General features: G+C 27.3%; 13 protein-coding genes. 11 read left to right on the top strand and 2 right to left on the bottom strand.

The window, feature by feature from the left end; all coding sequences use genetic code 11:
* Positions 1–286: 286 nt before the first annotated feature.
* From clpB to BLP75_RS08085, 3 genes are all read left to right on the top strand, one after another.
* On the top strand, positions 287–2,881 hold the full coding sequence (gene clpB / locus BLP75_RS08095) for an ATP-dependent chaperone ClpB (protein ID WP_092725171.1): 2,595 nt from the start codon (positions 287–289) through the stop codon (positions 2,879–2,881).
* 203 nt (positions 2,882–3,084) lie between these two features.
* Positions 3,085–4,083: a catalase family protein gene (locus BLP75_RS08090; protein WP_092725170.1), complete on the top strand. Its 999-nt coding sequence runs from the start codon at positions 3,085–3,087 to the stop codon at positions 4,081–4,083.
* Positions 4,084–4,287: 204 nt separating this feature from the next.
* Complete coding sequence (locus BLP75_RS08085) at positions 4,288–5,655, top strand: C40 family peptidase (protein ID WP_092725168.1); 1,368 nt, start codon at positions 4,288–4,290, stop codon at positions 5,653–5,655.
* A 63-nt stretch (positions 5,656–5,718) separates the two neighbouring features.
* Here BLP75_RS08085 and BLP75_RS08080 read toward each other — a convergent pair whose 3' ends face one another.
* Together BLP75_RS08080 and BLP75_RS08075 are read right to left on the bottom strand one after the other, a co-directional pair.
* Positions 5,719–6,399 carry a Crp/Fnr family transcriptional regulator gene (locus BLP75_RS08080; protein WP_092725160.1) on the bottom strand — a complete coding sequence of 227 codons (681 nt, stop codon included), beginning with the start codon at positions 6,397–6,399 and terminating at the stop codon, positions 5,719–5,721.
* A 35-nt stretch (positions 6,400–6,434) separates the two neighbouring features.
* Positions 6,435–7,604: a cation diffusion facilitator family transporter gene (locus BLP75_RS08075; protein WP_092725158.1), complete on the bottom strand. Its 1,170-nt coding sequence runs from the start codon at positions 7,602–7,604 to the stop codon at positions 6,435–6,437.
* Positions 7,605–7,811: 207 nt separating this feature from the next.
* On the opposite strand from BLP75_RS08075, the gene BLP75_RS08070 reads away from it, so the two are divergent.
* The 8 genes from BLP75_RS08070 (at position 7,812) to BLP75_RS08035 (ending at position 14,742) form a co-directional block, all read left to right on the top strand.
* A complete protein-coding gene (locus BLP75_RS08070) occupies positions 7,812–9,131 on the top strand; it encodes an MATE family efflux transporter (protein WP_092725156.1) in 1,320 nt (439 codons plus the stop codon).
* Positions 9,132–9,282: 151 nt separating this feature from the next.
* Positions 9,283–10,104 carry a MerR family transcriptional regulator gene (locus tag BLP75_RS08065; protein ID WP_092725154.1) on the top strand — a complete coding sequence of 274 codons (822 nt, stop codon included), beginning with the start codon at positions 9,283–9,285 and terminating at the stop codon, positions 10,102–10,104.
* A 102-nt stretch (positions 10,105–10,206) separates the two neighbouring features.
* Positions 10,207–10,848, top strand: coding sequence for a histidine phosphatase family protein (locus BLP75_RS08060; protein WP_092725152.1), 642 nt, complete (start codon positions 10,207–10,209; stop codon positions 10,846–10,848).
* A 10-nt stretch (positions 10,849–10,858) separates the two neighbouring features.
* The gene (locus BLP75_RS08055; protein WP_092725151.1) at positions 10,859–12,073 is read left to right on the top strand and encodes a BaiN/RdsA family NAD(P)/FAD-dependent oxidoreductase; all 1,215 of its coding nucleotides are present in this window, start codon (positions 10,859–10,861) and stop codon (positions 12,071–12,073) included.
* 8 nt (positions 12,074–12,081) lie between these two features.
* Positions 12,082–12,456 carry a chorismate mutase gene (aroH, locus tag BLP75_RS08050; protein WP_092725150.1) on the top strand — a complete coding sequence of 125 codons (375 nt, stop codon included), beginning with the start codon at positions 12,082–12,084 and terminating at the stop codon, positions 12,454–12,456.
* Between the two features lie 64 nt (positions 12,457–12,520).
* On the top strand, positions 12,521–13,171 hold the full coding sequence (gene cmk / locus BLP75_RS08045) for a (d)CMP kinase (RefSeq protein ID WP_092725149.1): 651 nt from the start codon (positions 12,521–12,523) through the stop codon (positions 13,169–13,171).
* A gap of 78 nt (positions 13,172–13,249) precedes the next feature.
* Complete coding sequence (locus BLP75_RS08040) at positions 13,250–13,846, top strand: lysophospholipid acyltransferase family protein (RefSeq protein ID WP_092725148.1); 597 nt, start codon at positions 13,250–13,252, stop codon at positions 13,844–13,846.
* A gap of 56 nt (positions 13,847–13,902) precedes the next feature.
* Positions 13,903–14,742, top strand: a complete 840-nt coding sequence (locus BLP75_RS08035; protein WP_092725147.1) for a 4-hydroxy-3-methylbut-2-enyl diphosphate reductase — start codon at positions 13,903–13,905, stop codon at positions 14,740–14,742.
* Positions 14,743–14,783: the final 41 nt, after the last annotated feature.

Genomic DNA, 14,783 nt, shown 5'->3' with positions numbered 1-14,783 from the left:
ATATCATTATACTGTGTTCATTTATTTTTAAATTTATCTATCTATCTATCAAATTTAATGTTTCATATGTATAAATAAAAATATTTTTTATAAGTTGGAATATATTATAATATTTTACTAAAATTAGTATGTATAAAATTTCATAAACCTTATTGACAATTAAAGTATATAGGTATATATTTTAATTAATAACATTAGCACTCAACAATAAAGAGTGCTAACAAAACTAAAAAATAGAATAATAATCAATATTATATATAAAATAAGGTAATGGAGGGATTTTAGAATGGATATAGAAAAAATGACAGTAAGAGTACAAAAAAGCCTAAATGATGCTTATAGTATAGCAGTAAAAAATCATAATCAACAAGTAGACGTAATTCATCTTTTAAGTGCCCTTGTGAATCAAGAAGATGGACTTATACCAAATATACTTGAAAAAATGAATGTATCTGTAACATCTTTAGATAATAGTATAAATGTAGAACTTAGCAAACTACCACAAATACATGGAGAAGGCATAAGCTCACAAGGTGTAACAGCTACTAGAAAAATCAATGAAATATTAATAAAAGCAGAAGAAATTTCAAAAGAGTTCAAAGATTCTTATATAAGTGTAGAGCACGTTATGCTTGCAATAATAGAAATGGAATCTAATACTAACTTAGGTAAAATATTAAGACAATATGATATAAATAAAAATAGCTTCTTAAATGTATTATCAAACGTCAGAGGAAGTCAAAGAGTTGAATCGCAAGATCCAGAAGGAACATATGAAGCATTAGCTCGTTTTGGAACTAATTTAGTTGAATTAGCAAAAAAGAATAAATTAGATCCAGTAATAGGAAGAGATGAAGAAATACGAAGAGTCGTAAGAATTCTATCAAGAAGAACTAAAAATAATCCAGTTCTTATTGGAGAGCCTGGTGTTGGTAAAACTGCGATAGTTGAAGGGCTAGCAGAAAGAATAGTTAGAGGAGATGTACCAGAAGGACTAAAAGACAAAATAATATTTTCACTAGATATGGGATCTTTAATTGCAGGAGCTAAATATAGAGGTGAATTTGAAGAGAGATTAAAAGCAGTACTAAAAGAAGTCCAAGCGTCAGAAGGAAAAATAATATTATTTATAGATGAAATACACACTATAGTTGGTGCAGGGAAAACTGATGGTGCTATGGATGCAGGTAACCTAATAAAACCATTACTTGCAAGGGGAGAATTAAATTGTATAGGTGCAACTACATTTGATGAGTATAGACAGTATATCGAAAAAGATAAAGCGCTTGAAAGACGTTTCCAACCTGTTATAGCAGAAGAACCTAGCGTAAGTGATACAGTTTCAATACTTAGAGGTCTTAAAGAACGATTTGAAATACATCATGGTATAAGAATACATGATAGTGCAATAGTTGCAGCAGCTAAACTTTCTGATAGATATATACAAGATCGATTTTTACCAGATAAAGCTATCGATTTAATAGATGAAGCTGGTGCTATGATAAGAAGTGAGATTGACTCTCTTCCAACAGAATTAGATACAGTTAGAAGAAAATTATTCACACTTGAAACAGAAAAAGAAGCTTTATTAAAAGAAAAAGATGAAAAAAGTAAACAAAGACTTGATAAATTAGGTAAAGAATTAGCAGAATTAAAATCTAAAAATGATGAAATGACTGCTAAATATGAAAAAGAAAAAAGTCAAATATTAGAGATAAGAAATCTAAAATCGCAATTAGATGAAGCTAAAGGTAATGTAGAAAAATATGAAAGAGAATATGATTTTAATAAAGCAGCAGAAGTAAAATATGGTATAATACCAAAGCTTGAAGAGCAAATAAAAGAACATGAATTGAAAATTAAGGAAAGTTATGAAAATGCATTATTAAAAGAGGAAGTTACAGAAAATGAAATATCTGAAATAGTAGCTAAGTGGACAGGAATACCTGTTACTAAACTTGTTGAAGGTGAAAGAGAAAAATTATTAAAATTAGAAGATGAACTTCATAAAAGAGTAATAGGCCAAGATGAAGCAGTAACAGCTGTAAGTAATGCAGTTATACGTGCTAGAGCAGGGCTTAAAGATGAAAATAAACCAATAGGATCATTTATATTCTTAGGTCCTACAGGTGTAGGTAAAACTGAACTTGCTAAAACTTTAGCTAATAATTTATTTGATAGTGAAGAAAATATTATAAGAATAGATATGTCAGAATATATGGAGAAACATGCTGTTTCTAGACTTATAGGACCTCCTCCAGGATATGTAGGTTATGAAGAAGGAGGTCAATTAACAGAGGCAGTAAGAAGACATCCTTATTCAGTTATACTATTTGATGAGATAGAGAAGGCTCATGAAGATGTATTTAATATATTCTTACAAATATTAGATGATGGAAGGCTTACTGATAATAAAGGTAAAACAGTAGACTTTAAAAATACACTTATAATAATGACTTCAAATATAGGTAGCTCATATTTATTAGAATCTGGAGAGAATATAACTAATGAATCCAAAGAATTAGTTATGAATGAGATGAAGAGAAGATTTAAGCCAGAATTTTTAAATAGAGTTGATGATATCATAATGTTTAAGCCGTTAGATAAAGAAGGAATTAAACAAATAATAGATATATTTATGAAATCTTTAACAAATAGATTACGTGATAAAAATATAAATATTGAAGTAACTGAAAGTGCAAAAGATATAATGGTTAGTGAAGGGTATGATCCAGTATATGGAGCAAGACCATTAAAAAGATACATTAGTAACACTTTAGAAACTATAATTGCTAAAAAAATTATAGCTGGAGAAGTATATAATGGCTGTACTATTTTAATAGATGGTGAAAATGATAATATAAAAGTATCTGTAAAATAGCAATAAAATATATTTAAATAAAAGGAAATATCCAATACTAAAAAATTTTAATAATTTAGTATTGTAGATATTTCCTTTTTATTATTAAGTACTTATACTACATAAAATATTGATTATAACTAACTTAGAGTAAGTATTTAAATTAAATTTGCCAAACTGTAAATAATATATATTATAAAATTTATAATATAAGGAGATTTAAGATGAGTAGATATAATCAAGATCAGCTAACAGACAACATTATATTGATGTTAAAGAAAAAGTTAATGAAAGAGTACTCTAAAGGCAATACAAAAAGAGATGCTCATGCCAAATGTATTGGACTTTTAAAAGCATATTTTATAGTTGATAAAAACTTACCAGATGAATATAAAGTAGGTATATTTAATGAATATAAAACTTATCCAGCTATTATTCGTGTATCAAATTCTAATCCTAAAATTAAAAGTGACAAATATAGAGATTTTAGAGGTTTTTCAATTAAAGTTTTAAATGTACATGGTAATAAATGTACTAATGATGAAAAATATACTCAAGATTTTTTGTTTATAAATAATGAAATTATGCCAATAGGAACATTGAAACTTTTTCATGATGTTATTTATTACACAACAAAATTAAATCCTATAATGCTTGGTACAAAATTTCTTTTCAATGGAAACTTCAAAGCTATTATTAATAGCTTAAAGAATATGAAACATGAAACTAGCCCTCTAGATGTAAAATATTACAGTACTACTCCATATATGTTTGGAGATAAAAAGGTTAAATATGCTTTAATTCCAAAATCAGTATACAAAAGTACATTACCTAGAAAATTTACATCAAACTATTTGACATGTAATATGCAAAAACATCTTAAAGCTAATGAAGCAGTATTTGATTTTATGATTCAAATACAAACTAATGATAAAGAAATGCCTATAAATGATGCATCAGTTAAATGGGATGAAAAAAAAGCTCCATTTATTAAATTAGGTCAGATAAAAATTCCTGTACAGGTTTTTACAACTAAACAAAGATATGACTTGGCAGAAATATTATCTTTTTCTCCAGGGCATAGCTTATTAGATCATAGACCTATTGGAGATATAAATATAGCTAGAATTAAGATATATGAAGAAATGTCAAAATTCAGACATAATAGAAATAAAAAAGATTTATTTGAGCCAAATGAATCCTATTTTAACAGCTTTGATTAAATATAATAGAAAAAATATTTTAAGTATTAAAGTTTTTATCATACCTTCAAATTAATTACAAAAGGTAACAAAAATGTAACATATTTGTAATTAATTTGTAACTTTTTGTTTACAAAGGAAAATTTATATAGTAGTATGAGTATAGAGATTAAGTGTCGAAAAATCACTAATCTCTAAAAATTTATAATATTAAGGAGGAATGGTATGGTAAAGAAAAACATAGTTATGTCTATAGGACTAAGTACTGTAGCACTTACTATGGGGGCTACAAACGCTTATGCAAATGAAAGTGGAATAGTAACTACAGATGTATTGAATGTAAGAAGTGCACCAGGTACTTCTAACTCAATAATAGGTAAATTATATAGAGGGAATACAGTTGATATACTAGATTCATCAAATGGGTGGTATAAAGTTAAACTATCAAATGGAACAACAGGATGGGCTAGTAATGATTATATAAAAATAGGGGGATCTGAAAGTGGTTCTGGAGAAGAATCAATATCAGGTTATGGAACAGTTACAGCAGATGCATTAAATGTAAGAAGCGGAGCTGGAACTAGTCATTCTATAGTAGGAAAACTTTATAGAAATAATAGCGTAGAGTTAATAGCAAAATCAAATGGATGGTATAAAGTAAAACTGTCTAGTGGAAAAATAGGCTGGGCTAGTGCTGATTATATAAGCTTAGGTGGATCTGGTGGAAACTCAGGTGGATCTGGAGAAGAGTCAGTATCAGGATATGGAACAGTTACAACATCTGCATTAAATGTAAGAAGTGGAGCTGGAACTAGCTATTCTATAGTAGGAAAGCTATACAAAAATAATAGTGTAGAATTAATAGCAAAATCAAATGGATGGTATAAAGTAAAATTATCAAATGGCCAAGTAGGTTGGGCTAGTGCTGATTATATAAGCTTAGGTGGATCTGGTGGAAACTCAGGTGGATCTGGAGAAGAGTCAGTGTCAGGATATGGAACTGTTACTGCTAGTTCATTAAATGTAAGAAGTGGAGCTGGAACTAGTTATTCTGTTATAGCAACGTTACAAAGAAATCAAACTGTAGAGTTAATAGCAAAATCAAATGGATGGTATAAAGTAAAACTGTCTAGTGGAAAAATAGGCTGGGCTAGTTCTGATTATATCTCTCTAGGAGGAAATCCAGGTGGTGGAGATGAAAATGAAAAACCATCAACTAATGCTAGAGAAGCTGTAGTTAATTTAGCTAAGCAACAATTAGGTAAACCATATGTATGGGGAGCTGAAGGTCCAAGTTCATTTGACTGTTCAGGATTAACTTATTATGTATATAAAAATGCTGCAGGTGTTAATTTACCTAGAACTTCAAGAGAACAATCTGGGTATGGAACAACTGTAAGTAGATCAAACCTTCAACCAGGTGACTTAATCTTCTCAAGTACAGATGGAAGCGGAAGCGTTAGTCATGTAGGTATATACATAGGAAATGGTGAAATGATACATGCACCTAAGCCAGGTGATGTTGTAAAAAGAACAAATATAAATACATCTTATTGGAATGGAGTGTATTTATGGGCTAAAAGAGTATTATAATAAATAATACCAGCTATAAAAACAAAAAAGGAGCATTCTCAATATAGAGATTTGCTCCTTTTATTATTTTACTAAGCTAGATATAGATTTAAGTTTTTCAAAATCTAATATAGTGATTTTTCCTCTTTGAGAAGTTATTATTTCTTTATTTTTAAAATCAGTAAGCATTCTGCTAATAACTTCTCTACTAGTTCCAAGCTCTTGTGCAATTTTTTCTTGAGTTAGGTATATAAATTTACTATTATTAGTTTTTTGAGATGTTAAAAGTAAGTATTTAGCAACTCTAACATCAATTCTTTCAAATGCAATTTCTTCTAGAACACCTAAAACGTCATTAAATTTACTATAAAGATTTTTAAATATATACTTTTGGAAATCTAATGTATTATAAACAAATTCATTAAATATATTACTTGGTATAAAAACAATTATAGATTGTTCTAAAACTTCTGCAAAAGCTGGATAAGAATCTTCACTAAGCATACAAGACATAGATAGATAACACGTATCACCTGCATTTAATTTGTACAGTGTAGCTTCTCGTCCCTTATCTGAAAGTTTATACACTCTAATGGAACCTTTAATTATCAATGAAAAACCTAAACAAGAAGCTCCTTCATGAATTAAAGTGTAACCTTCATTGAAATCTTTTACAATTAAAGCATTTTTTATTATAGTTTGAGATTTTGCATTCAGCTTATCTAAAAATGGATATAGGTTAATTAATTCACTCCAAACATTCATAAAATTCCTCCTATAAATATACACTCATTGTATGGTTAATGATATTCTCGGTCTACAGTAATAATACAGTTATATTGAGGATGAATAGATTTTATTTCATTATTAATATAGTCTATTAAGTCATCATCACTAACTTTATTTTCATGGAATACAACAATGTCAAAAACTAAATTTTTTTTATCTCCGTCTCCTACAACTCTAAAATCATGCATAGACTTGATATTAGAATTAGAATCTATGATATTTTGAATTTCTTCTCTAGCTTCTGATACTTCTTTAGTCTCAACGCATACAGGGTCCATATGAATAACTAAATGAATTTTTAACTCTTTAGAAATTTCTCTTTCAGCTTTATCAATAATATCGTGAATAGTCATAATATTTATATTAGATGGAATTTCAGCATGAAGAGAAGCTATACATCTTCCGACACCGTAATTATGTACAATTAAGTCATGTACACCACTAATATGTTCATAAGATAAGACATATTCATTGATTTTTTGCACAAGATCTAAGTCAGGTGCTTCTCCTAGGAGTGGACTTATAGTTTCTTTGACTAACGTAAATCCTGCATACAATATAGCAAGAGAAACCAGTATACCAATATAACCATCAAGAGGCAGATTAGTAAACCTAGCAGCTAAGAATGATACAACAACGCAAGAAGAAGTAAATACATCTCCTAAAGCATCAACAGAAGCAGCTTTAAGTGCTGATGAGTTTATTTTATTTCCTACAAATTTATTAAAATTGCTCAGCCAAAGTTTAGCTAATATAGAAATAAATAAAAGAATAAAAGGTATTAGTTGAAATTTTACTGGAATAGGATTTAAAATTCTTTCAATTGATGATTTTACAAACTGTATCCCAACCAGCATAACCATAAAAGCTACCACTAAAGCTGATATATACTCTAATCTACCATGTCCAAAAGGATGTTCCTTATCTGGTGGCATGCTCGCAAGTTTAAAACCTACCATAGTTATTATAGATGATGCCATATCAGAAAAATTGTTAAATGCATCTGCGGTAACAGCTATACTAGATGTTATTAAACCTACTGAAATCTTTACAATAAATAATAACAAATTAGCAACTATCCCTACAGCACCAGCTAAATATCCATACTTATTTCGAACCTCTTCATTTTGGATATCTTCATTATTTTTAATAAAAAATTTAATTAATAAATTAGAAAACATAAAATATCTCCTTTCCAAAATTAATGACTAAAATTATCAATATATATCAATAGTCTTAACAAATAACTATTATATCATTTAATTAATATAAATGGAAAAAATAACCTTTCTAAAAATTAAAAACTTAACAATTTAAAAATATTGACTCTTTTGTTACAAAAGAGTTTATAATTTTTAAAGGAATAATATTAGAAGAGGTGAATTCGTATGGTTAGTGAATTTTTAAAGTATGCTGTACCATCTGCATTTGCTATGTTAGTATCAGCACTTTATACAATAGTTGATGGTATATTTGTTGGACAAGGTGTAGGAGATAATGCTCTTGCAGCTGTTAACATAGTTTTACCATTTACAGTAATGCTAGTTGGTATAGCGAATATGATGGCCGTTGGTGGTGGAGCATTGGTTTCTAAGAATATTGGTGCTAAGAATATAGAAAAGGCCGTAAATATTTTTAGACAAGTATGTAAGTTTTTATTATTATTATCGATAATAATAAGTATTGTGTGTGTATTATTTACAGATGGAATAGTAAAAGTTCTAGGAGCGACAAATACACTTCATAACTTATCAGTAGACTATTTAAGATACTATGCTTTATTCTGTATACCTAACTTAGTTGGTATAGTTTTAAATAGTTTTGTAAGAAATGATAATAGACCTAAGCTTGCAATGATATCGACTATAGCTGGAGCTATAACAAATGTAATACTTGATTATGTATTTATATTTAAATTCGGTTTAGGAATAAAAGGAGCAGCAATAGCAACAGGTCTTGGACAAATAGTGACAGTTGCAATGTTATTACCTCATTTTTTAAAGCAAAAAGGTTACTTATCTTTTGGTAGAGTAAATTTAGAACTTGAGACTATAAATAACTTATTAAAAATAGGATTCCCATCATTTTTATCTCAAATAAGTTTTTCATTTATAGTTTTAATACACAATGTAGTTTTAGTAAAAGTTATGGGTGAAATTGGTGTAGCTTCATATAGTATAATAAATTATATAGGAACTAACATTTACATGGTATTATTTGGTTTAACATTAGGAGCGCAACCACTTATAAGCTATAATTTTGGTAAAAAAGACATCGATAAAGTTTTAGGGTTTTATAAAATAAACAGTATTGCATCTATAATAACAACTGGATTTTTCGTTTTAGTTTGTTATTTATTTGGAAGAGAGCTAATATCTATATTTACAAATGATCCTAAAGTTTTAGAAATAGCTTACTTTGGTGTTAGACTTACAAGTTTAAGTTATTTCTTTGTAGGTTTAAATATAGGAACTATAGTGTACTATCAAGCTATAGAAATGCCTAAATTATCTACAATAATATGTTTATTTAGATCAGTAATATTCTTACCAATATCTTTAATAGTACTTTCAAAGATATTTGGTGCAAATGGAATATGGGCAGGAACACTACTTTCAGAATGCTTAACATTTGTAGCAATAAATATAATATCAAATATAAATACTTCTACTAACAAGTCTATAGAACATGTTTATGAAGTAGCATAAAAATAGAAAAATATAGCATATTATAATAAAAAGGAGTTTTTAAACTCCTTTTTTGTTTGGATAAATATAATAATATTACAAATAGGTTTAATATAAGTTGTTGTTTTTTGTATAATATTATATATTGTTAAAATTATATAGAGGTGATTACATGGAAAAATATTTTTCAATAGGAGAAATGGCAAAACTTAATAACGTATCTATTGAAACATTAAGGCATTATGATAGACAAGATCTTTTAAAACCGGATTATATAAATGAAAAAACGGGATATAGATATTATTCTATGAAAAGCTTTATAAAAATGGATATAATAAAAAAATGCAGGGCAATAGGAATACCATTAGATGAAATAAAGGACGTTATGAACGACTATGATTCTTTAGAATCTATCTTAAATACTTTTAATAATCAAAAAGAAATAATAAATAAAAAACTATATGAATTAAATTCTATAAAAAATAGTATAGAAAATCTGGAAAATGATATAATAGACTCTTTAAATAAAGGTATGAACACTGTGTTTACAAAACATAATGAGATGAGAAAATTAATAAAATATGATTACTCAGGAAGATATAATGAAGAATTTGAAATGAATTTAAGAAAAACTCTTTTAGAAGTAGAAAAAATTTATGATAGCTTTAATTATAAAATAGTATTTGCTACATCTTATGACGATTTAATGAATAAAGATAAGTTAACTTATATAAAGACAATGATAAAGTTAGATAATATTTTAAATACAGATAAAGAAATAATAACTTTACCTAAAGGAGACTATTTAACTTTATATTTTGATGATACTTTTTATGATACTAAAAAATATTATGACATAATGAAAGAGTACATAAAAATAAATAATATAAAAACAAAAGGAGATTTTCATGAAGTATCCATAATGACAAGAGCTAACAGTTATGGAGAAATTAAATCTTTAGCTCAAATAGAAATATTAATAGATAAGGGATAAATTTACTATAAAATTTTATTAATCTTTTTAATAGAACGTGTTTATGGTATAATAAAGTTTTGATAAACGTTTAAAATAATTACAATTTAGGAGGACATAACAGTGGCAAATACTTTTTACATAGTAAGACATGGACAAACTAATTGGAATATATTAGGAAAGACTCAAGGACATGGAAATTCAGATTTAACTAAAAAAGGAGAAGAACAAGCTTTAGAACTTGCAGAAGCTATGTTAAATTATCCGATAGATTTGATATATAGCAGTGATTTAGGAAGAGCTGTTCAAACAGCTGAAATAGTTGGACAAAAAATAGGAATAGAAGTAAAACAAACTCCATCACTTAGAGAAATGGGATTTGGAGCATGGGAAGGTCTATTAATCGAAGAAATAAAAAAAGACCATTTAGATACTTATACTACATGGAGAAATGAGCCACATCTAGTAAATATAGAAGGTGGAGAGACTCTTCATATAATAAAGGAAAGAGTAGATAGTTTTATAAAGGAAATAAATGAAAAATACGATAATAAACATATATTACTTGTAAGTCATTCTGTAACAGTTAGAGTTATGCTATTATCTTTCTTAAACTCAGGAATGGAAAATATCTATAGAATAAAACAAGACAATACAGCTTTAAATATGGTTGAATTCAGAGATTATGGTCCTGTAGTATTAAAAATGAATGATACAAGTCATATAAAAAATAATGAGAAAATAAATAACTCAGCATTGGAATAGGAGTAAATTTATGGCTAAAGTAATCGTAGTTGGAGCAGGTCCATCAGGAATGATGGCAGCTATTTCAGCTTCAAAAAATAATCATGAGGTTATATTGATAGATCGTAATGAAGAGTTAGGTAAAAAATTAAAAGTTACTGGTGGAGGAAGATGCAACATCACTAATAATAGGGATATTGAAGACTTCTTTGAAAAAGTAGTAACTAACAAAAAATTTTTATATAGTAGCTTTTATACTTTTACAAATATGAATTTGTTATCTTACTTAGAACAAAATGGTCTAGAGTATAAAGTAGAAGACTTTAATGATCATAAAGTTTATACAAAATCAGATAAATCAGAAGAAGTAATTGACATGTTAAGGCATGACTTAACTAAAAATAAAGTAAAGATACTTTTAAATAAAAAAGTAGTAGACATTATAGTAGAAAATGATTCTGTAATAGGAGTAAAAATAGAAGATGGTGAGAAACTACTAGCAGACAAAGTTATAATATCTACTGGTGGTAAAAGCTACCCTCATACAGGTTCAGATGGTATGATGTATGAAATACTTAGAAAATACAATCATACTATAACTAAAATTTATCCAGCTCTTACTCCTATTACAGTAAAAGAAGGGTGGATTAAAAATTTACAAGGTATTTCTATGCAAAATGTAGAAATTTCTTGCAAAATAAAAAAGAAAAAAATAGCTATAATTGGTGATATGTTATTTGCTCATTTTGGTTTAACTGGTCCAGCTGTATTAAAGTTTTCATCTCATATAAATAAATATATAGATGAAAATGAATTAGAATTAAATATAGACTTTTTACCAAATATCAGCGTGGATGAAATATCTAACACTATAAGAGAAAACCCGAATAAAAATGTGTTAAATAACTTGAAAGGAATATTACCACAAAACTTCTTAAAGGAAGTATTTTCTATATTAGAATTGACAGATAAAAAAGCAAATGAGTTAACTAAATCTGACGAAAATAAAATAGTAGAAAGTATAAAAAATATGAAGTTAACATGTAATGGAAGTAAAGGAATAAAAACTTCTCAGGTAACCTGTGGTGGTATTTCTGTTAAAGAGATAAATTCATCAAATATGGAATCAAAAATTATAAACAATCTATTCTTTACGGGGGAAGTAATAGATATAGATGCAGAAACTGGTGGATATAATCTACAAATAGCTTTCTCAACGGGGTATCTTGCTGGAATAAGCGTGTAGGTGATAATATGAATGTATTAGCAATAAGAGGTGCTACAACTGTAACATCTAATAATAAACAAGAAATTTTAGATGAAAGTGCAAAGTTAATTCAAACTATAATAATTGAAAATTTACTTGATGTAGAAGATATAATAAGTATGTGCTTTACTATGACAAGTGATTTAGATAAGGTATATCCTTCTGTCGCAGTAAGAGAAATTTTAAATATTTGTGATGTTCCTATGCTAAACTTCGAGGAAAAATATATAGAAGGTAGTTTAAGAATGTGTATAAGAGTTATGATGTATGTAAACACTGAAAAAAACAAAAGTGATATAAGACATATATATCTAAATAACTCTAAAAATTTAAGGACAGATATAACAAAGGATGAATTATAAATAGGAAGCCTTGTTTTTGGAAAGCAATATTTAAAAATTTAATAGTTAATTAGGAGAACAACATATGAAAAATTTAGTAATAGCAGTTGATGGACCAGCAGGTGCAGGTAAAAGTACAATAGCTAAAATAATAGCAGAAAAACTAAATATAAATTATATAGACACAGGTGCAATGTATAGAGCAGTAACATACAAATGCCTTCAAAATAAAATTGATATAAATAATGAAAATGAAGTTATAAAGATAGCTAAAGATACACAAATTGATTTTAAAGATAACAATATATATATGGATGGAAACTTGTTACAAGAAGAAATAAGAACAATGGAAGTTAGCAACAACGTGTCTAATGTAGCTAAAATAAAAGATGTTAGATATTTAATGGTTGATGTTCAAAGAGAAATAGGTGAAAAAAACTCTGTTATACTAGATGGTAGAGATATAGGTTCTTATGTTTTTCCTAACGCAGATTATAAATTTTTCTTAGTGGCAACGCCTGAAGAAAGAGGTAACAGAAGATATAAAGAACTTGTAAATAAAGGATATGAAGTTAAACTTGACGAAATAATAAATGATATAATAAAAAGAGATGAAATAGACTCAAATAGAGAATTTGCACCTTTAGTTAAGGCTGAAGATGCTATAGAGATAGACACTACAGGAAAAGATATAAATGAAGTTGTAGAATCTGTATTGTCTAAAATAAATTTATAAATTAAATTACAATTATTAAAGTACCTTTAAAATGAGGTACTTTAATAATTGTAATGTTTAAATTGAAGGGAGATAAGCGTGAATTTTTATAAGTTTGTAACAAGTGTATTAAGATGCTTTTCTAATGTATTTTACAAATATAAAGTAATTGGAGAAGAAAACATTCCAGATGAAGGAAATATCATAATAGCAGCTAATCATAAATCTAATCTAGATCCAATATTTTTAGCTTCTGCTATAAGAAATAGAGAGGTAGCAGCAATAGCTAAAAAGGAATTATTTAAAATAAAACCTTTAGGATTTATTTTAAATAAGTTAAATGTTATTCCTATAAATAGAGAAAAGCCTGATGTGTCTACGATAAAAAATATTTTAAGATCTATAAAAGATGGGTATGTATTAGGTATATTCCCTGAAGGGACTAGAATTAAAGAGCCTGGATTTGGACAAGCAAAAGCGGGACTATCAGTTTTTGCAATAAAAGGAAAAGCTCAAGTAGTACCAATATCTATTATAAGTAATTATAAACTTTTTAATAGAGTTACAATATATATAGATAAACCTATATCTTTTGAAGAATACTACAAACAAAAGCTTACAACAGAAGAGAATGAAAGGTTGGCTCAAAATGTATTAGAGGTTATAAAAGAAAATTATTATATACATTCTAAATAAATACATAAATTACACAAAAATCTATAATTTAAATAAGAACTATAGGGAGATAAGAAATGAATGTAAAAATAGCTAAAGAAGCAGGATTTTGTTTTGGGGTTAAGAGAGCTATGAAAATGGCTTGGGATAAATTAGAAGCTAATGAGGACGGAATTTATGCTTTAGGTCCTCTTATTCATAATAAGCAAGCTGTAAGTAAATATGAAGAAAAGGGTCTAGTAACTGTAGAAGATATTTCAAGCATTCCAGATAAAAATAGCATGATAATAAGATCTCATGGAGTAGGAGAAGAAGTATATATAAATGCAGATAAAAAGCAAATAGCTATAGTAGATACTACATGTCCATTTGTAAAAAAAATTCATAAAATAGTTAAAGAATATAGTAAAAAAGGATATGAAATAATAGTTATAGGTGATAGTAAACATCCAGAAGTAATAGGTATAAATGGATGGTGCAATAATAACTCAATTATAGTAAAGACGATAGAAGATTTACAAAAAGTTAAATTAGATAAGTCTAAAAAATACTGCGTAGTAGCTCAAACAACGATCAATTCAGATTTATACCTAAAAATAGTAGATGAAATTTCTAAAAGAACTAATGATGTAATATTTAATAATACAATATGCTCAGCAACAAAAGTAAGACAACAAGCAGCTAGAGAGTTATCTAAAGAAGTAGATTGTATGATTGTTATAGGAGGAACACATAGTTCAAATACTCAAAAACTAGTTAATATATGTAAAGAGTTTGTAAATACATTTGCAATAGAAACCAAAGATGATTTAGATTCAAATTCTTTAAAAAAATATAATACAATTGGTGTAACAGCAGGAGCTTCTACTCCAGATTGGATAATAGATGATGTAATTAAGTTTATAAAATCAATATAAATAAAAAAGTATGTATATTTATTAAATATACATACTTTTTT

This window comes from Romboutsia lituseburensis DSM 797 (assembly GCF_900103615.1).
Lineage (GTDB): Bacteria > Bacillota > Clostridia > Peptostreptococcales > Peptostreptococcaceae > Romboutsia_F > Romboutsia_F lituseburensis.
The sequence above is the reverse complement of the archived record's forward strand: the minus strand, read 5'-3'. Positions and strand labels throughout refer to the sequence as shown.